Raw genomic sequence first — 21511 nt, forward strand, 5'->3', positions numbered from 1 at the left:
ATCATGAATTTGCATGAGTATCAGGCAAAACAACTTTTTGCCGAATATGGTTTACCAGTTTCTCAAGGTTTCGCTTGCGATACACCTGAAGAAGCTGCAGCAGCTGCTGAGAAAATCGGCGGTGATATGTGGGTTGTTAAAACACAGGTTCACGCAGGTGGCCGTGGTAAAGCTGGCGGTGTTAAGCTAGTTAAAACAATCGACGAAGTAAAAGAGTTCGCTGCGAACTGGTTAGGTAAAAACTTAGTTACTTACCAAACAGACGAAAATGGTCAGCCAGTAGCTAAAATCCTTGTTGAAAGCTGCACTGACATCGCTAACGAATTATACCTTGGCGCTGTAGTAGATCGTGCTTCTCGTAAAGTTGTTTTCATGGCATCTACTGAAGGTGGTGTTGAAATCGAGCAAGTTGCAGAAGAAACTCCAGAACTAATTCACAAAGCTGAGATCGATCCACTAGTTGGTCCACAAGCATACCAAGCTCGTGAATTAGGCTTCAAACTAGGTTTAAACCCTACTCAAATGAAACAGTTCGTTAAGATCTTCATGGGTCTTGCTAACATGTTCAACGATTTCGATTTCGCACTATTAGAAATCAACCCGCTAGTAATTACAGACGAAGGTAACCTTCACTGTCTAGACGGTAAAATCGGTGTAGATGGTAACGCGCTTTACCGTCAACCTAAAATCCGTGAAATGCACGATCCTTCACAAGAAGATGCACGTGAAGCTCACGCTGCAAGCTTCGAGCTTAACTACGTTGCACTAGACGGTAACGTTGGTTGTATGGTTAACGGTGCAGGCCTTGCAATGGGTACTATGGACATCGTAAACCTACACGGTGGTAAGCCAGCTAACTTCCTAGATGTTGGTGGTGGTGCTACTAAAGAGCGTGTATCTGAAGCATTCAAGATCATCTTATCTGACGACAACGTTAAAGCTGTTTTAGTTAACATCTTTGGTGGTATCGTACGTTGTGACATGATCGCTGAAGGTATCATTGGCGCAGTTAAAGAAGTAGGCGTAAACGTTCCTGTAGTAGTACGTTTAGAAGGTACTAACGCTGAACTAGGTCGTGAAGTACTTGCTAATTCTGACCTTAACATCATCGCTGCTGAATCACTAACAGACGCAGCTGAAAAAGTTGTTGCTGCTGCGGAGGGCAAATAATGTCTGTATTAATCAATAAAGATACAAAAGTTATCTGTCAAGGTTTCACAGGTGGCCAAGGTACTTTCCACTCTGAGCAAGCGCTTGAGTACGGTACACAAATGGTTGGTGGTGTAAGCCCAGGTAAAGGCGGTCAAACGCACCTTGGTCTTCCAGTATTCAACACAGTACGTGACGCTGTTGAAGCAACTGGCGCAACTGCATCAGTTATCTATGTACCAGCACCTTTCTGTAAAGATGCAATCTTAGAAGCTATCGATGCTGGCATCGAGCTTATCGTTTGTATCACTGAAGGTATCCCAACACTAGACATGGTTGACGTTAAAGTTAAGCTTGAGCAAACTGGTGTTCGTATGATCGGTCCTAACTGCCCAGGTGTTATCACTCCGGGTGAAACGAAGATCGGTATCATGCCTGGTCACATCCACAAGCCTGGTAAAGTAGGTATCGTATCACGTTCTGGTACTTTAACTTACGAAGCGGTTAAACAAACTACTGACGCTGGTTTCGGCCAATCAACATGTGTTGGTATCGGTGGTGACCCAATCCCTGGCACTAACTTCATCGACGTTTTAGAAATGTTCGAAAAAGACGAGCAAACTGAAGCAATCGTAATGATCGGTGAAATCGGTGGTACTGCAGAAGAAGAAGCTGCAGAATACATCAAGCACAACGTGACTAAACCAGTTGTTTCTTACATTGCAGGTGTTACGGCTCCTCCAGGTAAGCGCATGGGTCACGCAGGTGCAATCATCGCAGGTGGTAAAGGTACTGCTGATGAGAAATTTGCTGCATTAGAAGCTGCTGGCGTAAAAACTGTACGTTCACTAGCTGACATCGGTGCTGCACTTAAAGAGAAAACAGGCTGGTAATCAGTTTTAATCTCTTAATAAAGGCTCGCTTATGCGGGCCTTTTTTGTATCTGAGAGTTTCCTAGTTTGTGCACGAAAATTCTAGCTGTAAATTGAGAATAATAATGCTTTATTTGTGAATAAAAATTCCATACACTGATACCTTGTTTATTTGTTTTTATATAAAACGCTGTTATTAAAAAAGGTAAATATCACGTGCGTACCACAGAATTGGTAGATGGATTTCGCCAGTCAACTCCTTATGTTAATGCTCACCGAGGTAAAACTTTCGTTGTAATGCTCGGCGGAGAAGCAATTGATCAGCCAGGTTGTCGTAGCATCATTAATGATGTTGCATTATTAACGAGCTTAGGTATCAAAATTGTTTTAGTGTTTGGTGCAAGGCCACAGTTCAATGCGGCACTGCAAGAATTTGGCATAACTAGTCAGTTTCATAATGAAATACGTGTTACTGATAACGCGACTTTTGATGTAATAAAGAAAGTTGCGGGTGCAATGCAGTTCGATATTACTGCACGTTTATCGACCTCGCTAAGTAGTACTCCTATGACTGGCTCATACTTGAATGTGGTCAGCGGTAATTTTGTTATCGCTCAGCCTTTAGGAGTTGACGAAGGCATTGATTATCATCACTCAGGCCGTGTAAGACGTATTGATGTTGAAGGGATTCGTCATCAATTAAACAATAACAGTATCGTACTCCTTGGTCCGATTGCCGCCTCAGTGACAGGTGAAAGTTTTAATTTAACCGCTGAAGAAATTGCAACTCAGGTTGCATTAAAACTACGTGCCGACAAAATGCTTGGTTTTTGTAAAGAGGCCGGTATCTTGGATGAAAACGGTGAAGCAATTGCCGAGCTTATGCCAAATGAGGCAGAATCTGTCTTAGCAAACTACCGTAATCAACCTGATTCATGTTTAAGTGCAACGGTATTCTTACAAGCGGCCATTGATGCATGTCGTGGCGGCGTACATCGTTGTCATCTTGTTAGTTACAAAGAAGATGGCGCATTATTACAAGAGCTTTTCTCATTAGATGGCATTGGTACGCAAATCGCGCCGCAAAGCTCTGAACAGTTACGTAGTGCAACAATATCTGATATTACCGGGATTATTAATCTGATCAGACCGCTTGAAGAGCAGGGCTATTTAGTTAGGCGTTCTAGAGAGCAGCTTGAGATAGAAATAGAGCAATTTACTGTCATTGAGCGTGATGGTTTAATTATCGCCTGTGCCGCTTTATACCCATTTGCTGAAGAACAAGTGGGGGAGTTTGCAAGTCTGGCTGTTCATCCACAATACCGAGATGCAGATAGAGGGAGTTACCTACTGCGTTTTATTATTAATAAAGCTAAACGTGCTGGTTACTCGCATTTATTCGCTTTAACCACACGCAGTATTCATTGGTTTTTAGAACAAAGCTTTGAATTGGTGACCGTTGATGAGTTACCGGCGAAGAAAAAGGCACTGTATAACTATGAGCGCCGTTCTAAAGTACTGCGACTGGACCTTACTAAACTAAGTAAAAACCGTTGATAGTACAACTGAGTGGGTTGCTATAAAAAAGGTGACGCATGTGCGTCACCTCTAATTTTATATATTGTATTTAATTAATACTCATAGTTAATGTGCTGATAAAAGCGCACACGTAAATCTTGGCGCGTTGGATTAAAGGCCAGCTCGTCAGTTACTTCATTAATTGCGCTTTGCACTTGATTCATAAACTTACCATAACCAATGTCATGCTTGTCTTTATCGGCTGCGGCAATTACAAAATGTAAAGAATCAACAAGTTGATTTGCATCCCAATAATGTTGTAATTGCACTTGCTCTGAGCTGCAATCAAAGGTTAGCTTTTGCAGTTCACTGTTACTTTGTGCGTTATCAATATTGCTATTACGAACAATAGGGCGGGTACCATTAGCGATAAAAGCACCAAGGGTTAGCGCTCGTTTTTCGCAAGCTCGTTTAAATGCATCAAAAATATATTGATAAAATTGCGTGTAATTCTCTTCATTCAACATATGTTGAAATTGCGTTTTAATCGCGCGGGTTACTGGAATAGAAAACCCAGCATAAGTCATTTCACTGTGCTGTGTTGGTAAATGACATTGGCGAGATAGATAGCGTGGATATAAGCTACGCAATTTATAGCCATAGCTTTCTTTGTGACCTTTTGCTTTAGCAAATAAATCATAAGTAAGATGCTGGTGATCGCGAATTTTAAGTGGAGGTTGACCGCTTAATAGCTTTTCTTGTAATGAGTTTATTACGCGCTGTACGTTATGGTGAAAACTTGCTGCATTAGCACGAATATCTTCACCTGTAGCCAAAAATAATAAACGAATTTTTTTGCATTTTACTTCATCAGCGGCAAACACATTATGTGCTTCGTGGTATTGTGGGTTATAGAAAAATAAAATCTGCTTAGCGGTTTCTAAACTATATGCCTCATCATGGTAACGAACGACAGGTAACTTATCGTTAGCGATCAGATGTACATTGTGCAGTTCATATTCATCACATAGTGCAAATAACTCCCTTGCAAGACGCTTATAAGCACAGCTTACATTACTAAACTGAGCAAAAAACTCATCAGTAGGTTTAAACTCAACTAGCACATACTGGTTAGCACGCGCAGAGCTTGGAATATAGACTCTATGTTGATTGAGCGAAGCCATCTTTTTTCCTTATTGGTAGTGAAACTGACGGCACTATATCGCTAGTCAATGATCATTTTATTGCGTTAGAACAATTTTTTTACCGATTTTGCAGCGTCTGTAAACAATGTATTCAATAATCGGCTTATTATCTTCAATAAACATGGTTCAACTACTGTATGTTAGGGTTTGTTTTTGTAATAATGCATTAGTTTTGTCACCATGCAATATTTTGAGGATTATGCTCCTATGGCGGAAATTGAGAATCGCCCAAGTAACTTTATTAGAACGCTTATCGACGAAGATCTCGCAAGCGGTAAGCATGCGACTACACACACGCGTTTTCCACCTGAACCAAACGGTTTTTTACACATTGGTCATGCAAAGTCTATCTGTTTAAATTTTGGTATTGCCCAAGATTATCAAGGTCTTTGTAACTTACGTTTTGATGATACGAATCCAGAAAAAGAAGACATCAATTACGTAAATTCAATTAAAGAAGATGTGCAGTGGTTAGGTTTTCAGTGGGATGGTGAAATTAAGTATTCATCTAACTATTTCGATGCGTTATACGGCTATGCTGTTGAGCTTATCGAAAAAGGCCTTGCGTATGTGTGTTTCTTATCGCCAGATCAAGCACGTGAATACCGTGGTACTTTAAAAGAGCCAGGTAAAAATAGCCCGTACCGTGATACGCCAGTAGAAGAAAATCTAGCGCTATTTGAAAAAATGCGTAATGGCGAATTCAAAGAAGGCGAGTGTGTACTGCGTGCTAAAATCGATATGGCAAGTTCATTCATGGTATTGCGTGATCCGATTTTATACCGTGTACGTTTTGCTCACCACCACCAAACAGGTGATAAGTGGTGTATTTACCCAATGTACGACTTCACGCACTGTATTTCAGATGCACTAGAAGGTATCACGCATTCATTATGTACGCTTGAGTTCCAAGATAACCGTCGTTTATACGATTGGGTATTAGATAACATCAGCCTTGAGTGTCACCCACAGCAAATCGAGTTTTCACGATTAAACCTTGAATACACCATTATGTCTAAGCGTAAATTAAACGACTTAGTGGTTAATGGTCATGTTGAAGGTTGGGACGACCCACGTATGCCAACGATTGCTGGTCTGCGTCGTCGCGGTTATACACCTGCATCAGTACGTGAATTCTGTTCTCGCATCGGTATCACCAAGCAAGAAAACATGGTTGAAATGGGTATGCTTGAAGCGTGTATCCGTGAAGATCTTAATGAGCATGCACCGCGTGCAATGGCTGTTCTTGATCCGGTGAAGATTGTTATCGAAAACTATGATGCAGATAAAGTAGAGACTTTATCAGTTGCCAATCACCCGAATAAAGAAGAGATGGGCCGTCGTGATGTGCCTTTCACACGTGAGATTTATATTGAGCGTGAAGACTTCCGTGAAGAAGCAAATAATAAGTTTAAACGTTTAGTACTTGATAAAGAAGTACGTTTACGTGGTGCTTATGTAATTAAAGCTGAGCGTGTTGAAAAAGATGAGAACGGTGAAATCACCACTATTTTCTGTTCTTACGATCCAGAAACGCTAGGTAAAAACCCAAGCGATGGCCGTAAAGTTAAAGGTGTAATCCATTGGGTATCAGCCAGTGAGTCAATCACCGCTGAAGTACGTTTATACGACCGTTTATTTAACGTACCAAACCCAGCTGCTGCTGAAGACTTCAATGCAACGCTAAATCCAGAATCACTCGTGGTTCTTGCTAACGCGAAACTTGAACCGTCTCTTGCTAATGCACAAGCAGAGCAGGGCTTCCAGTTTGAACGCATGGGCTATTTCTGTCGTGATAACAAAGCCGACTCACTAGTATTTAATCAAACTGTGGGTCTTCGTGATTCATGGGCAAAGATTGAACAAAAGGGCTAAACTTTTAACTAATTGTTTAAGTTTCTAAGCTTAATAAAAAACCCTTTCACTTTTAAAGTGAAAGGGTTTTTTTATAACTATTAAAAGTGATTAAAAATAGCCGCGAATACCTAAGCTAAAGTTGCGACCAGGTAGTGGTGCTTTTTCTTTAATAAATGAACTGTGAACGAAACCTAGTTCATCCGTTAAGTTATCAGCATTAATGTACAGCTGCGTATCGACAGGGCCTAAATCAAGTTGGTAATTTGCCGATGCGTCAAACAGGGTATAACCGTCAGTTTTTGTTTCATAAGCGGTAATATCTGACTGCTCAAAATAATGAGTGCCTGCTAGGCTAAATTGCCAACCGCCAACAGTATACTGTAGTTCAGAACCAAGTTTGTTTGCTGGAATACGTGGTAGGTAACCTTCGCCATCTTTTAATTTAGCAGTTGTTGAATCACCAAACACTTTAACCAATGTGCTAGGTGACACTTGGTAGTGGACGTCAAACTCAATACCGTAAAGTTTTGCATCTTTACTTGCAAATTGATACACCGCCATTGCGTCTTCGTCAGCCTCTGCTGCTGACTCTAGACCGTGCTCTTCATCGAATACGAGCCCAGTACTTTGCTGGTAATAGTAGTTTTCAATGTCGTTGTAGAAAAAGTTAACGGTGTAACCAAAGTCACCAATAAAGCGGCGGAAACTTAAATCAAAGTTGGTTGCAGTTTCTTGATCGATATCTTCAGGCTCAAAGTGTATTTCGCCGTCTTCGATATGATAACCAAGGCCTAACTCATATGTGCCAGTTGCAATGTGTACACCATTTGAAAGTAGTTCAGCACTAAGAGGCGCGCGCTCTGAACGAGATACGCTAAGCGCAACACTTTGGCCTTCTTGATATTGCCAGATTGCACCTGCAGAAAAACTTAGATTTGTGAAATCTTCGCTGTAATTGATGATTTCTGCTTCTTCGTCATCGTGACCTTCTTCCTCTTCATGAGCGTGGTCATGATGATGCTCTGCCATACTAACAGCCGAGTCAATTTGGTAATCCTCAATACGTGCGCCTAATTCAACGGTTACATCACCAAATTGACGCTCTTCAAGCATGAATAGTGCATTGGTTTTAGTTACACTTGCTGGTGTAAAGGCTTCTTCACCATCAGCATCGTAGTCTGATTCTGTGTAGTGGTAGCCAGCCATACCGTGCCAAAGGCCTAATTTATGTTCAACGGTTGCACGTGCTTCAGTGGTTTTGTTAGAAAACACAGTGCCAACTGCACCATCTTCAATTTCGGCATGTTTATAGTCTGTGTAACCCACACGTAGTGAGATATTTTCAATCCAGTTATCATGTAGCGCATAGCTCATGTAACCTTGCCAGCGATCTTGCTCTAATTGCGCGAAGACAGACTCTTCGTGTTCTTCTTCACCTTCGTGTTCATCATGCTCTTCGTGATGATGGTGTTCATGAGCGGGAATACCGTAATCTGTTTCGATACGACCATATGACACACCTAGTGTTAGGTGATCGCCAACATAACTCGTACCAAAATTAACATTTTGGCTATCGATAAAGGTGTTTTCTACGCGGTTAGCGGTTTCGTGCTCTTCATGATCTTCACCCTCATGTTCCTCATGCTCTTCAGGAAGCTCGAATGTTGGTGTTTTATAATCATGACCTTTGCGCTTTGTGCCATCAAAATGGAAGTTGAAACCTTCATTACCGGTTTCAAGTTTTGCGGCATAAGTATTGGTGTTCGATACTGTGTCATGGGTGTATTGCGCAGCGCCTGTTAAAGTGTCGATATTGTCGGTAGGAATACGATTATCAACAACATTTACCACACCACCTATCGCACCTGAGCCGTAAAGTAGGGTAGCAGGGCCTCGTAACACTTCAATTTGTTCAGCGGCTAGGCTGTCATTTGATGTTGCGTGATCTGGGCCTATACGTGATGCATCACTGCTATCAAGGCCATTTTGAGTGATTTTCACACGCGGACCATCTAAGCCGCGAATGATTGGGCTTGATGAAACTGGGCCAAAATAACTAGCATTCACACCAGGTAGGCCTTTTAGTGTTTCGCCTAGGGTCGGCTTAGCCTTATTTTTAAGATTATCACCAGCCAATACGTTAACGGGTGAGATCATTTCAAGACTATTTTTATGAAGCGCAGAAGCATAGACAACAACTGTTTCTACCGATGTTGGCGTGAGAGTAATAACTAGATTTTGATTATCACCATTAATTTCAACACGTTTATCGATAAAATCATCTTTGCTGATGTGTAATTGGCCTTTGTTATCCACATCGATTTTAAACTGGCCTTGTTTGTCAGTGACAACGCTTTGTGACTTACCATGAACGTGAACTTCAGCGTTACTGATAGGTTGCTGATTTTTATCTAATACCTGACCTGTGATCACAGCAGCCATTGTTGATTGAGAGAACAGCGCAGCGGCAACAGCACTAGAAAGAATTGAAATTTGCTTCATTATTACTACTTCTAAGTTTGTTGTTGAGTGTTGTGATATAATATAACACTGCAATTTTTTATCTGCAATAACGTTATACTATAACTTTTAACTAAGTCGCGAATTTTACACCGTAAACTATACTTAGAATGTTTCAGTTAGATGGACATTCGTTATGTCTGATAAGAATCGTGTTTTTAAAGCCAATTTTACTATTGCAGATTTGCGCGAACAGCGAAATCACCAAGAGGTTTTCACCACGGCATGTGATAGGCAAGAAAGCTATGAACATTTTGTGTTAAAGCTTTTAAGCTACTGCTTATTTTCTCATAATAAAATGGCAACCATGAACGCACGGCTTAAAAGTAGTGAGCCAGATGTGTCAATTAAAGCCCTTGATGAGCATTATGAAATGTGGCTAGCAGTTGGAGAACCTGATTTTACAATATTGAGTAAAATTGCTGAACGTGTCGACGAACTATGGGTTGTAACTACGCTAAACAATGAGTGGTTACAAGAATATGAGCATCAATTAGAGCTGATAAATAACAGCCATTTAATTGCCTTTGATGGAAACTTTATTGAGCAATTGGCAAGCCATTTGACTAAAAACTTACAGTGGGATGTAACGATAGATCAACAAACAGTGAGTGTCTCAGACAAAGAAAACTTCTACCAAACAAACGATCTTGTGTGGCATTAAAGCTCAATTTTTACCTTACCGTTGGGTTTACTACAACACAGCAACACTTCACCTGAGCGTACAAACGCAAGTGGTTCTTGGTTATAACTCACATCACCTTCGACTAATTTAGCGCGGCATGCTCCACAATAACCTTCACGGCATTGGTAGGGGACGTCTATTTTGTGTTGTTCTAGGCATTCAAGGAGAGATGAACAGCCAGAATCAAATTTGAGACTCTGGCTGTTTGTTCCTGCAAGGATAACCTCTGCAGTAGTGTTAGTGCTCATTACAGATCGAAGTCACCAAAATCTGATGCATCAACCTGAGAATCAATTTGGCCTACAAGGTAAGAGCTAATTTCAGCTTCTTGTGGAGCAACTTGAACGTTGTCTGATACTAACCAAGAGTTGATCCATGGAATAGGGTTACTCTTACTTTCGAACTGTGCAGGTAAGCCAACCGCTGTCATACGCGCATTTGTGATGTATTCAACATATTGACATAAGATATCTTTATTTAAGCCAATCATAGAACCATCTTTAAACAAGTATTCAGCCCAATCTTTTTCTTGCTCAGCAGCTTCAACAAACATCTGAATCGCTTCTTCACGGCATTGTGCAGCAACGATTGCCATTTCAGGATCGTCTTTGCCTTCTTGCATGATATTTAGAATGTGTTGCGTGCCAGATAAGTGGAGCGCTTCATCACGGGCAATAAGCTTGATGATTTTCGCATTACCTTCCATTAGTTCACGCTCTGCGAACGCGAATGAACAGGCAAAGCTTACATAGAAACGAATAGCTTCTAGAATGTTAACCGACATCATAGCTAGGTAAAGTTGCTTTTTAAGGTCAAATAAGCTGACTTTTACTTCTTCACCGTTGATCACATGTTTACCTTCACCATATAGATTGTAAACAGAAATCATATTGATTAAATCATCGTAGTATTTGGTAACCGCATCAGCACGTTCACTGATCTTCTCGTTACTGACGATATCATCAAAGATAAGCTCAGGAGACTGCGTAACGTTACGAATAATATGCGTGTATGAACGGCTGTGAATTGTTTCACTAAACGCCCATGTTTCAATCCAAGTTTCAAGCTCAGGAATAGACACAATGGGTAGTAACGCAACATTAGGTGAACGACCTTGCACACTATCTAGCAAGGTTTGATATTTCAAGTTGCTTAAAAAGATGTGTTTTTCGTGGTCCGGTAACGCTTGGAAGTCAAGACGGTCTTTACTTACGTCAACTTCTTCAGGACGCCAAAAGAACGATAATTGTTTTTCAATTAGCTTTTCGAAGATAGGGTACTTTTGTTGGTCGTAACGTGACACGTTTACAGTTTGGCCGAAAAACATCGGTTCTTGTAATTGGTTATTATGGTTTCGGCTAAAAGTTGTATATGACATAGTGATTTCTCAAAAAACAGTCAGGACAAAGCGGGCAAATGAGCCCGCTTTTGTTATGTTATTAATTTAATTAGATTTTACAAGCGCCGCCTGCACAACCGTCATCTTCTACCTCTGGTGTTAGCTCATCTTGAGCATCCGATGCACCATCACGTGTGTTGTGGTAGTACAAGGTCTTCACACCAAGTTTATAAGCAGTCAGTAGGTCTTTTAATAGCACCTTCATAGGTACTTTACCGCCTTCGTACTTAGATGGATCATAATTAGTGTTTGCAGAAATCGTTTGGTCAACGAATTTTTGCATAATACCAACAAGCTGTAGGTAACCATCGTTTGATGGAATATCCCACAGTAGCTCATAGTTGTCTTTCAGGTTTTCATAATCTGGAACTACTTGCTTTAAGATACCATCTTTACTTGCTTTAACGCTGATATGACCACGTGGTGGCTCAATACCATTTGTTGCGTTAGAGATTTGTGATGATGTCTCTGATGGCATTAATGCAGATAGCGTAGAGTTACGCATACCGTGCTCTTTAATGCTCGCACGTAAAGAATCCCAATCTAAATGAAGTGGCTCATTACAGAACTGATCTAGGTCACGCTTGTAAGTATCTGTCGGCATGATGCCTTGAGAATACGTTGTCTCGTTAAATTTAGGACACGCACCGCGTTCTTTCGCTAACTCGTTTGATGCTTTCATTAGGTAATATTGAATTGCTTCAAACGTTTTGTGAGTTAGGGCATTAGCACTACCATCAGAATAACGTTTACCGTTTTTAGCAAGGTAGTATGCGAAGTTAATTACACCTATACCCAGCGTACGACGACCCATCGTTGCGTTTTTAGCCGCAGGAACAGGGTAGTCTTGGAAATCAAGTAAGTTATCAAGGGCACGTACTGCAAGTTCAGCAAGCTCTTCTAACTCATCAAGCGACTCAATCGCACCTAAGTTAAATGCAGATAGCGTACAAAGTGCAATTTCACCTTCTTCATCCATTACATTGCTAAGTGGCTTAGTTGGTAATGCGATTTCTAAACATAGGTTAGATTGACGAATTGGCGCCACAGTCGAGATAAACGGGCTGTGTGTATTACAGTGGTCAACGTTTTGTAAGTAAATACGACCTGTGCTCGCACGCTCTTGAGCAAACATTGAGAATAACTCAATTGCTTTAATACGTTTTTTACGAATTGACTCGTCTTGTTCGTACTTAACATATAGCTCATCAAACTTCTCTTGGTCTTCAAAGAATGCATCATATAGACCCGGTACATCTGACGGGCTGAACAATGTGATGTAATCGTCTTTGATTAAGCGGCTATACATTAATTTGTTGAACTGGACACCGTAGTCAAGATGACGTACACGGTTGTCTTCAACACCACGGTTGTTCTTAAGGACAAGAAGATTTTCAACTTCTAAGTGCCAAAGTGGGTAGAACAACGTTGCTGCACCGCCACGAACACCACCTTGTGAACAGCTTTTAACCGCAGTTTGGAAGTGTTTATAAAACGGAATACAACCTGTGTGGTAAGCTTCACCATTGCGAATAGGGCTACCAAGGGCACGAATACGGCCCGCGTTAATACCAATGCCAGCACGTTGCGAAACATATTTAACAATCGCAGACGATGTCGCATTAATAGAATCAAGGCTATCACCACATTCAATCAATACACATGAGCTGAATTGACGTGTTGGTGTACGAACACCGGCCATAATTGGTGTAGGTAATGAAATCTTAAATGTAGACACTGCATCATAAAAACGCTTGATATAATCAAGACGTGTCTCTTTTGGATAATCAGAGAATAAGCTTGCCGCAACTAAAATATATAAAAACTGTGCACTTTCGTAAATTTCGCCAGTAACACGGTTTTGAACTAGATATTTACCTTCAAGTTGCTTTACAGCAGCGTAGCTGAAGTTTAAATCACGATTATGATCAATATATGAGTCTAACTCATCGATTTCTTGCTCTGTGTAGTCGACAAGTAAATGCTGATCGTAACGTTTGTCTTCAACTAATTTTGTAATGTGATCATATAAACGTGGTGGCTCAAATTGGCCATACGCTTTTTTACGCAAGTGGAATACAGCTAAGCGAGCAGCTAGGTATTGATAATCAGGCGTATCTTTTGAGATTTGATCCGCTGCCGCTTTGATGATTGTTTCATGAATGTCGTCGGTGCGAATGCCATCATAAAATTGAATATGTGATTTTAATTCAACTTGTGAGACAGACACATTATTCAGACCTTCTGCGGCCCAAGCGATTACGCGATGGATCTTATCTAGATCGAGTGACTCTTTACGGCCGTCACGTTTGCTTACAGATAGCTGTTGGTTCATAGTTTTGCCTGTATTCCTTGGGAAATTTTAGTTGTAAAGACAAAGGTATTCTTTATGTAATTATTATTATTAAACACTATATGCAGCTAATTGAATAACATTTAGCCACAATATCTGGTGTTGTTTAAATTGCAGATCACAAGATAGTGTGGTCTGCGCTGTTTTGCAAGGGATAGAATTGCCCCATTTTGTGGATAACTATTGGATAAGCGCATTGTGTTAGTGACCATTAACCTTTGAACATTCACAGACGACGAAATTTGTAGAAATCAACTCAAGATCCAGAAAATTTACCGTTTTAAAAAATAAATTTCGACTGATTTTTTTATCATCAAAGAATGTTCAAAAGTGAATCAGATCACAATATATGGTGTTTTAGATAATAAATAACACTATATATGGTTAAAGCCATCAATTGGCGAATGCCAATTAAAATCTGCCTGCCAGCCAAGCGCAGCGTCAACACTCGGTATGTAACCCCAAAGCGCCGTTGCACTGTACATATTAGCTGCTTTTGCAGCTTGAATATCTCGCTCAGCATCACCGATATACAAACAACGAGTTGGATCAACCGCTAAGATCTCAGCTGTATGTAACAGTGGATCCGGTGATGGTTTTGAAACAGCTAATGTATCGCCACTGACAACGGCTAGAGCATTGCTTAAAGATGGGATCGCTTGCACTAAGGGCTCAGTTAAAAAGCCGGGCTTATTGGTCATAATGCCCCACTTAATATTGTTTTGCTCAAGTGCAATTAAAAGCTGCTCGATGCCGTTGAAGCATTTACTGTGTACGGCAATATCATCAGCGTAATAATCGAGTAACTGTTGTCGTAAAGCCAGTTGTTCTACATCAGGCCACTTATCACCAAAACCAACCTCTAATAGTGCATTGGCTCCGTTTGAAGCTGCGGGACGATAAATATGCTCAGCGACTGGGGCGATATCTGCATCGGCTAATACACGATTTAATGCATGACCCAGATCATCGGCGGTATCAAGGAGCGTACCATCGAGATCAAAAATAAAAGCATCAAAATCGATAGAGGGTGCGTTTACACCACTCATTAGGCTAATTTCTCAAAGTGCAGGATGTAATTAACACTTACATCATCATTTAAACTGTACTGCTTAGAGAACGGGTTATAGTTCAGGCCTGTGCTGGCTCTTACTTTTAATCCCGCTTCTTCAGCCCAGGCAATAAGTTGTGCAGGTTTGATAAACTTTTTATGGTCATGGGTACCTTCAGGCACCATTTTTAAAAGCTTTTCTGCACCCACAATGGCAAACAAGTAGGCCTTTGGTGTTTTGTTTAGTGTTGAAAAGAAGACATCTGCGCCCGGTTTAGCAAGTTCTGCTACAGCACGAATAATAGACGCAGGGTCTGGAACATGTTCAAGCATTTCCATACAAGTAATAACGTCAAAGCGAGCAGGGTGCTCAGCCGCAAACTGTTCTGCTGGTACTTTTATATAGTCAACAGGCACACCTGTTTCTAAACTGTGTAACTTAGCAACGGTGAGTGGCTCTTGGCCCATATCGATGCCGGTTACTTTAGCGCCCATGCGCGCCATGCTTTCACTTAAGATGCCGCCACCACAGCCAACATCTAAGGTTTCCTTATTAAATAAGCCGCCTACTTTATCGGCGACAAAATCCAAGCGAAGAGGATTTATTTCATGAAGAGGTTTGAACTCTCCGTCGCGGTCCCACCAACGTTCTGCGATGGCTTCAAACTTTGCAATTTCTGCATTATCTACATTTTGATGTTCGGTCATAAAAAACTTCCTCGTCAATCTGAGGCCATTATATAGGGGGAAATTACTAAATCGCAAAGATTTAGCGCCTGTAAATCTAAATAAATTGTGATAGCATGGTCTGGAAATAATAACTAAAGCTCTTAAGACGGCATTGTGCCTCTTTATGAGTCAATACTGAAGGAATGTGAAATCAAATGACTGATCTCGCCAATGAAATTCTGCCAGTCAATATTGAAGATGAATTAAAAAATTCGTACCTTGATTACGCAATGAGTGTAATCGTTGGACGTGCATTGCCAGACGTACGTGACGGCTTAAAGCCAGTTCACCGTCGTGTTTTATTTGCAATGAACGAACTCAATAATGATTGGAATAAACCTTACAAGAAATCAGCACGTGTTGTTGGTGATGTAATCGGTAAGTACCACCCACATGGCGACAGCGCGGTATATGACACCATCGTTCGTATGGCGCAGCCTTTCTCATTACGCTATATGCTTGTTGACGGCCAAGGTAACTTTGGTTCTGTTGACGGTGACTCTGCGGCAGCAATGCGTTATACGGAAGTCCGTATGGCGAAAATGTCACATGAATTATTAGCTGACTTAGAAAAAGAAACCGTTGATTACGTACCTAACTATGATGGTACTGAGCAAATTCCTGACGTATTACCTACTAAAGTACCTAACTTACTAGTAAATGGTTCATCAGGTATTGCGGTTGGTATGGCAACGAACATTCCTCCGCATAACTTAACAGAAGTTATTAACGGCTGTTTAGCGCTTATTCAAAACCCAGATATGTCAATTGCTGATCTAATTGAATATATCCCGGGTCCAGATTTCCCGACTGCGGCGATTATCAACGGTAAAAAAGGTATTGAGCAAGCGTACCTAACAGGTCGTGGTAAAGTATATATCCGCGCTCGTGCTGAAATCGAAGTTGACGAAAAAACCGGTCGTGAAACAATCATCGTTCACGAAATCCCTTATCAAGTTAACAAAGCGCGTCTTATCGAAAAAATCGCTGAGTTAGTTAAAGATAAGAAAATTGAAGGTATTAGTGCACTACGTGACGAATCAGATAAAGATGGTATGCGTATCGTTATCGAAATCAAACGTGGTGATGTTGGTGAAGTAATCTTAAACAACCTATATGCACAAACTCAGTTACAAACTGTGTTTGGTATGAACATGGTTGCACTTGATAACAACCAACCTAAGTGCTTTAACCTTAAAGAAATGCTTGAAGCGTTTATCATTCACCGTCGTGAAGTTGTTACACGTCGTACTGTATTCGATTTACGTAAAGCCCGTGACCGTGCTCATACGCTTGAAGGCTTAGCAATTGCTCTTGCGAACATCGACCCAATTATCGAACTAATTCGTAAGTCACCAACACCAGCTGAAGCTAAAGTGGCACTAACAGCTCGCCCTTGGGAGCTAGGCACTGTTAAAGCTATGCTTGAAAAAGCAGGTGAAGATAACGTTGCTCGCCCTGATTGGTTAGCTGCAGACTTAGGTATTCGTGATGGTCAATACTATTTATCTGAGCAACAAGCACAAGCAATTCTTGACCTACGTTTACACAAACTAACGGGTCTTGAGCATGAGAAGATCTTAGACGAGTACCAAACGTTACTTGATCTAATTGCCGAGCTTTTACACATTCTTTCAAGCCCTGATCGTCTAATGGAAGTTATCCGTGATGAGCTAGTAGAAATTAAAGAACAATATGGTGATGAGCGTCGTACTGAAATCAGCGCTGCTGCTCACGATATTAGCCTTGAAGACCTAATCAATGAAGAAGACGTTGTAGTAACGCTTTCTCACGAAGGTTACGTTAAGTATCAACCATTATCTGACTACGAAGCACAGCGTCGTGGTGGTAAAGGTAAGTCAGCTACGAAGATGAAAGATGAAGACTTCATCGAGCGTCTATTGGTTGCTAATACACACGATACAATTCTGTGCTTCTCAACTGCAGGGCGCTTATACTGGTTGAAAGTATATCAGTTACCATTAGCAAGCCGTGCAGCGCGTGGTAAGCCAATTGTTAACCTATTACCACTTGAAGCAGATGAGCGTATTACTGCTATCTTACCGGTACGTGAGTACGAAGAAGATAAATATATCTTCATGGCTACTGCGTTTGGTACAGTTAAGAAAACACCATTAACAGCTTATAGCCGCCAACGTGCGAGCGGTATCATTGCTGTTAACCTAAACGAAGGCGATAGCCTAATTGGGGTTGATATCACAGATGGCACGAATGAAATCATGCTATTTACTGATGCTGGTAAAGTTGTACGCTTTAAAGAAGCTGAAGAGTCTGAAGTATTAGACGAAAACGGCAACCCAGTACTTGATGAAAACGGTAACCCGGAAATCCGCTTTAAAGGCGTACGTCCAATGGGCCGTACAGCAACAGGTGTTCGCGGTATTAAGATGGCAGACGATCAACGCGTTGTATCGTTAATCGTTCCTAAATCAGATGGTGCAATCCTAACTGTGACAGAAAATGGTTACGGTAAGCGTACAGCACTTGAAGATTACCCATCGAAGAGCCGTGCAACACAAGGTGTTGTATCAATCAAAGTTAGCGAACGTAACGGCGCTGTGGTTGGTGCAGTACAGGTTGATGAAAACGACGAAATCATGATTATCTCTAATCGCGGTACACTTGTACGTACTCGTGTAAATGAGGTTTCTACGGTTGGTCGTAATACTCAAGGCGTTATTTTGATACGAACTATTGACGAAGAGCAAGTAGTTGGTTTACAACGTATCGAAGAAATCGAAGTTGATGAGCTTGCAGCCATCGAAGGCGAGGCCGTTGAATTAGTCGATACTAATCCTGAAGAAGCGGGTGATAACCCACCTTCAGAATAACATTGATTTAAAAAGCGGCTTCGGCCGCTTTTTTTATCCGCACTATAATTACTGGAATGAGGCAAAGTAATGACTAAATATAATTTTTGTGCAGGACCGGCAATGCTACCGCCGGCAGTTATGCAAAAAGCACAAAAAGAATTTATTGATTGGCAAGGTTTAGGTGTATCTGTGATGGAAATTAGCCATCGCAGCAGCGACTTTTTAGCGCTTACTGCTAAATGTGAAGCAAGCCTGCGTCGCTTAATGAATATTAGCGATGAGTTTGAAGTATTATTTATGCATGGCGGTGGTCGTGGTCAATTTAGTGCTGTGCCACTGAATCTTCACCTTGATGGTAAGCCAGCTATTTACTGTGAAAATGGCGTGTGGTCGAAAGGTGCAACAGAAGAAGCGGCAAAATTCACCACAGTTCAAAGTATCAACGTACGTGATGATGAACAGCAAAATGGTCAGTTTTCAATTAAGCCTGCAAGCAGCTGGGAATTACCTGCTGATGCGTCATACATTCACTATTGCCCGAATGAAACCGTAGATGGCATCGAAATTTTTGACGTACCATCACACCCATCAGCACCGATTGTTGCTGATATGTCGTCGACTATTTTATCGCGCGAATTTGATGTAAATCAGTTTGATCTTATTTACGCTGGTGCGCAAAAGAATATCGGCCCATCTGGTTTATCTATTGTAATTATCCGTAAAACCTTACTTGAACGTGAAGGTCTTGCAAAGCCGGGTATTCTTGATTACGCATTAGAAGCGAAACAAGGCAGCATGTACAACACACCACCGACATTTGCATGGTACTTAGCCGCTGAAGTGTTTGAATGGCTAGAAGCAAATGGTGGCGTTAAAGCGATGGAAGAGCAAAACATCGCAAAAGCCGAGCTACTTTACAATTATATTGATAGCTCAGATTTTTATAGCAATAAAGTTGCTAAGCATTGCCGTTCGCGTATGAATGTTCCGTTTTGGTTAAATGATGAGTCGCTGAATGATAAATTCATTAGTGAATCAAAAGAAGCAGGCTTATTAGCCCTTGAAGGTCACCGTATTGTCGGTGGTATGCGCGCAAGTATTTACAATGCAATGCCACTTGAAGGCGTGCAAGCCTTGGTTGATTTTATGGCTAAGTTTGCAAAGGAGAATAGTTAAATGGAACAACTACGTCTTGAACCTATTGCAAAAGTTAATGGTAGCGTAACCTTACCCGGCTCAAAAAGCTTATCAAATCGTATTTTACTTTTAGCTGCGCTTGCTAAAGGTACGACAGTGGTCGAAAACCTGCTTGATAGCGACGATATCCGTCATATGCTTGGTGCACTAAAATTATTAGGTGTTAATGTTACGCTTAATGAAGACAAAACAGTGGCGACTGTTGAAGGTGTAGCGGGTAAATTTAATACACCATCTGAACCGTTATTTTTAGGTAACGCTGGAACTGCATATCGCCCGCTAACAGCTGTACTTGCTGCTGTAGAAGGTGAGTATGAGCTTGTTGGTGAGCCACGCATGGAAGAACGCCCAATCGGCCATTTGGTTGATGCATTGCAAGCACTGGGTGGTGATGTAACTTACTTAAAAAATAACGACTATCCACCACTGGCTATCAAAGGCGGTAAAATCAATGGTGGTAAAGTAGCCATTGATGGCAGTATTTCAAGCCAGTTTTTAACAGCGCTATTAATGGCTGCACCGTTATTTAATGGCGACACAGAAATTACCATTAAAGGCACGCTGGTATCTAAACCTTACATTGATATTACCCTTGATGTGATGAAGCGTTTCGGTGTTACTGTAAGCCATGATAACTACGAAACGTTTTATGTAAAAGGCTGTCAGCAGTATCAAGCACTTGAGCGTATTATGGTTGAAGGTGATGCATCAAGTGCTTCTTATTTTGTTGCTGCAGCTGCAATAGCGGGCGGCGAAATTGAAATTAATGGGGTAGGTGCGGCGTCTGTTCAAGGTGATATTGGCTTTGCCAAAGTTATGGAACAAGTGGGCGCAAAAATCGATTGGTACGATGAAAAGCTGGTGGTTCGCAAAGGCGAGCTGAATGCTGTAGATATTGATGCTAACGGAATACCTGATGCGGCCATGACACTGGCAACTGTAGCACTTTTTGCAAAGGGTAAAACGGCGATTCGTAACATCTATAACTGGCGTGTTAAAGAAACTGACCGTTTATATGCAATGGCAACCGAACTGAGAAAAGTAGGTGCAGAGGTTGTAGAAGGTGAAGATTTTATCGAAATTACTCCACCTGACACATTTAATGATGTTGCGATTGATACCTATAACGATCACCGTATAGCAATGTGTTTTGCGATGGTTGCAGTGGGTGGCAAGCCGATAACCATAAACGATCCTAAGTGTACGTATAAAACGTTTCCTACATTTTTCAAAGTTCTAGAGTCTGTCTCAAGTCAATAAAACAGAAGAAAATATAAAAAGTTACACTCTAAGTGCGGATCTATTTTAATAACTGGCGTATAATATTCCGGTTTTATTTTGGTGTGCATTGCAGGAGGTTATAAATGCAGGCGTTATCAATGCCCGTAATCACCATCGATGGTCCAAGCGGTTCAGGTAAGGGAACTGTATGTCGCTTGTTAGCCGAGAAATTAGGTTGGGATGTATTAGACAGCGGTGCGATTTACCGTGTGCTGTCACTTGCTGCGCTTCACCATCAGATTGAATTAGATAATGAAGATGCATTAGTACCACTTGCAGCAAACTTAGATGTGCAGTTTTTGGTTGATAGCCACACTCACACATCGAAAATTGTGTTGGAAGGCGAAGACGTCACAACCACGATTCGTAATGAAGAAGTGGGTGCAGCTGCATCGAAAATAGCAGCTTTACCACGAGTGAGAGAAGCATTATTACGACGTCAGCGTGCATTTCGTACAGAAAATGGCTTAATTGCTGATGGTCGTGATATGGGCACTGTTGTGTTTCCTGATGCACCGTTGAAAATATATTTAACTGCTACAGCTGAAGAGCGCGCACGTCGTCGCTTTGCTGAGTTGAATGAACGCGGTCTTGATGTTACACTAAGTGGTCTACTTGAGGACATAAAAGCGCGAGATCACCGTGATATGACACGTGAGGTTGCGCCATTAGTGCCTGCAGAAGACGCCATTGAAATCGATACTAGCGATTTTGATGCGATGCAAGTGTTTGATAAAGTAGTAACTTTACTCGACGAAGCAGTACTTGCAGGAAAGCTTCCAAAAGCTAAAAAGTAAATTTATAAGGTGCCGGCAGGATGCTAGCGCGATTTTAACAACCCCATGCAGCATGGTTGCTAAT

Annotated in this window: 16 protein-coding genes; 9 read left to right on the forward strand and 7 right to left on the reverse strand. The window is 41.3% G+C overall.

Annotated elements, in window-relative coordinates; genetic code table 11:
• The first annotated feature begins 3 nt into the window (after positions 1-3).
• From sucC to argA, 3 genes are all read left to right on the forward strand, one after another.
• Positions 4-1170 (forward strand): ADP-forming succinate--CoA ligase subunit beta, encoded by a 1167-nt coding sequence (gene sucC, locus QL229_RS15700; protein WP_135924747.1) that lies wholly within the window; start codon positions 4-6, stop codon positions 1168-1170.
• Complete coding sequence (gene sucD, locus QL229_RS15705; protein WP_036968616.1) at positions 1170-2042, forward strand: succinate--CoA ligase subunit alpha; 873 nt, start codon at positions 1170-1172, stop codon at positions 2040-2042. The genes sucC and sucD overlap by 1 nt, the downstream gene beginning before the upstream one ends.
• Before the next feature lie 195 nt (positions 2043-2237).
• Positions 2238-3578: an amino-acid N-acetyltransferase gene (gene argA / locus QL229_RS15710; RefSeq protein ID WP_135924744.1), complete on the forward strand. Its 1341-nt coding sequence runs from the start codon at positions 2238-2240 to the stop codon at positions 3576-3578.
• A gap of 74 nt (positions 3579-3652) precedes the next feature.
• On the opposite strand, the gene QL229_RS15715 is transcribed toward argA, so the two are convergent.
• Positions 3653-4723 carry a DUF3083 family protein gene (locus tag QL229_RS15715; protein WP_138557563.1) on the reverse strand — a complete coding sequence of 357 codons (1071 nt, stop codon included), beginning with the start codon at positions 4721-4723 and terminating at the stop codon, positions 3653-3655.
• Positions 4724-4951: 228 nt separating this feature from the next.
• On the opposite strand from QL229_RS15715, the gene glnS reads away from it, so the two are divergent.
• Positions 4952-6619 carry a glutamine--tRNA ligase gene (glnS, locus tag QL229_RS15720; protein WP_281547157.1) on the forward strand — a complete coding sequence of 556 codons (1668 nt, stop codon included), beginning with the start codon at positions 4952-4954 and terminating at the stop codon, positions 6617-6619.
• A gap of 90 nt (positions 6620-6709) precedes the next feature.
• Here glnS and QL229_RS15725 read toward each other — a convergent pair whose 3' ends face one another.
• Positions 6710-9103 (reverse strand): TonB-dependent receptor, encoded by a 2394-nt coding sequence (locus QL229_RS15725; protein WP_138557562.1) that lies wholly within the window; start codon positions 9101-9103, stop codon positions 6710-6712.
• Between the two features lie 154 nt (positions 9104-9257).
• Here QL229_RS15725 and QL229_RS15730 point away from each other — a divergent pair, with 154 nt between their 5' ends.
• Positions 9258-9785, forward strand: coding sequence for a YaeQ family protein (locus QL229_RS15730; protein ID WP_281547158.1), 528 nt, complete (start codon positions 9258-9260; stop codon positions 9783-9785).
• Here QL229_RS15730 and yfaE read toward each other — a convergent pair.
• From yfaE to ubiG, 5 genes are all read right to left on the reverse strand, one after another.
• Entirely contained in the window at positions 9782-10054 is a 273-nt protein-coding gene (gene yfaE / locus QL229_RS15735; protein WP_138557561.1) for a class I ribonucleotide reductase maintenance protein YfaE, read from the reverse strand. The genes QL229_RS15730 and yfaE overlap by 4 nt on opposite strands.
• Positions 10054-11184: a class Ia ribonucleoside-diphosphate reductase subunit beta gene (nrdB, locus tag QL229_RS15740; protein ID WP_130051426.1), complete on the reverse strand. Its 1131-nt coding sequence runs from the start codon at positions 11182-11184 to the stop codon at positions 10054-10056. Before nrdB ends, yfaE begins: the two co-directional genes overlap by 1 nt.
• A 70-nt stretch (positions 11185-11254) precedes the next feature.
• The gene (nrdA, locus tag QL229_RS15745) at positions 11255-13540 is read right to left on the reverse strand and encodes a class 1a ribonucleoside-diphosphate reductase subunit alpha (protein ID WP_138557560.1); all 2286 of its coding nucleotides are present in this window, start codon (positions 13538-13540) and stop codon (positions 11255-11257) included.
• A gap of 392 nt (positions 13541-13932) precedes the next feature.
• Positions 13933-14607: an HAD-IA family hydrolase gene (locus tag QL229_RS15750; protein ID WP_138557559.1), complete on the reverse strand. Its 675-nt coding sequence runs from the start codon at positions 14605-14607 to the stop codon at positions 13933-13935.
• Complete coding sequence (ubiG, locus tag QL229_RS15755; protein WP_138557558.1) at positions 14607-15317, reverse strand: bifunctional 2-polyprenyl-6-hydroxyphenol methylase/3-demethylubiquinol 3-O-methyltransferase UbiG; 711 nt, start codon at positions 15315-15317, stop codon at positions 14607-14609. Before ubiG ends, QL229_RS15750 begins: the two co-directional genes overlap by 1 nt.
• 176 nt (positions 15318-15493) lie before the next feature.
• Here ubiG and gyrA point away from each other — a divergent pair, with 176 nt between their 5' ends.
• The 4 genes from gyrA to cmk all read left to right on the forward strand — a co-directional run bounded on the left by gyrA (position 15494) and on the right by cmk (position 21447).
• Positions 15494-18190 carry a DNA topoisomerase (ATP-hydrolyzing) subunit A gene (gene gyrA / locus QL229_RS15760; protein WP_138557557.1) on the forward strand — a complete coding sequence of 899 codons (2697 nt, stop codon included), beginning with the start codon at positions 15494-15496 and terminating at the stop codon, positions 18188-18190.
• 69 nt (positions 18191-18259) lie between these two features.
• The gene (serC, locus tag QL229_RS15765; RefSeq protein ID WP_138557556.1) at positions 18260-19348 is read left to right on the forward strand and encodes a 3-phosphoserine/phosphohydroxythreonine transaminase; all 1089 of its coding nucleotides are present in this window, start codon (positions 18260-18262) and stop codon (positions 19346-19348) included.
• Entirely contained in the window at positions 19349-20629 is a 1281-nt protein-coding gene (gene aroA, locus QL229_RS15770) for a 3-phosphoshikimate 1-carboxyvinyltransferase (protein ID WP_138557555.1), read from the forward strand.
• A gap of 104 nt (positions 20630-20733) precedes the next feature.
• Positions 20734-21447: a (d)CMP kinase gene (gene cmk, locus QL229_RS15775; RefSeq protein WP_135924714.1), complete on the forward strand. Its 714-nt coding sequence runs from the start codon at positions 20734-20736 to the stop codon at positions 21445-21447.
• Positions 21448-21511 lie beyond the last annotated feature (64 nt).

The sequence above is a fragment of the Pseudoalteromonas sp. PAR1 genome (assembly GCF_947311895.1).
GTDB classification, from domain to species: domain Bacteria; phylum Pseudomonadota; class Gammaproteobacteria; order Enterobacterales; family Alteromonadaceae; genus Pseudoalteromonas; species Pseudoalteromonas lipolytica_C.

Excerpts from the sequence above, each read along its gene's own strand:
- sucC (WP_135924747.1), top strand. The coding sequence starts at position 4 with ATGAATTTGCATGAGTATCAGGCAAAACAACTTTTTGCCGAATATGGT.
- sucD (WP_036968616.1), top strand. The coding sequence starts at position 1,170 with ATGTCTGTATTAATCAATAAAGATACAAAAGTTATCTGTCAAGGTTTC.
- QL229_RS15715 (WP_138557563.1), bottom strand. The coding sequence starts at position 4,723 with ATGGCTTCGCTCAATCAACATAGAGTCTATATTCCAAGCTCTGCGCGT.
- glnS (WP_281547157.1), top strand. The coding sequence starts at position 4,952 with ATGGCGGAAATTGAGAATCGCCCAAGTAACTTTATTAGAACGCTTATC.
- QL229_RS15725 (WP_138557562.1), bottom strand. The coding sequence starts at position 9,103 with ATGAAGCAAATTTCAATTCTTTCTAGTGCTGTTGCCGCTGCGCTGTTC.
- QL229_RS15730 (WP_281547158.1), top strand. The coding sequence starts at position 9,258 with ATGTCTGATAAGAATCGTGTTTTTAAAGCCAATTTTACTATTGCAGAT.
- yfaE (WP_138557561.1), bottom strand. The coding sequence starts at position 10,054 with ATGAGCACTAACACTACTGCAGAGGTTATCCTTGCAGGAACAAACAGC.
- nrdB (WP_130051426.1), bottom strand. The coding sequence starts at position 11,184 with ATGTCATATACAACTTTTAGCCGAAACCATAATAACCAATTACAAGAA.
- nrdA (WP_138557560.1), bottom strand. The coding sequence starts at position 13,540 with ATGAACCAACAGCTATCTGTAAGCAAACGTGACGGCCGTAAAGAGTCA.
- QL229_RS15750 (WP_138557559.1), bottom strand. The coding sequence starts at position 14,607 with ATGAGTGGTGTAAACGCACCCTCTATCGATTTTGATGCTTTTATTTTT.
- ubiG (WP_138557558.1), bottom strand. The coding sequence starts at position 15,317 with ATGACCGAACATCAAAATGTAGATAATGCAGAAATTGCAAAGTTTGAA.
- gyrA (WP_138557557.1), top strand. The coding sequence starts at position 15,494 with ATGACTGATCTCGCCAATGAAATTCTGCCAGTCAATATTGAAGATGAA.
- serC (WP_138557556.1), top strand. The coding sequence starts at position 18,260 with ATGACTAAATATAATTTTTGTGCAGGACCGGCAATGCTACCGCCGGCA.
- aroA (WP_138557555.1), top strand. The coding sequence starts at position 19,349 with ATGGAACAACTACGTCTTGAACCTATTGCAAAAGTTAATGGTAGCGTA.
- cmk (WP_135924714.1), top strand. The coding sequence starts at position 20,734 with ATGCAGGCGTTATCAATGCCCGTAATCACCATCGATGGTCCAAGCGGT.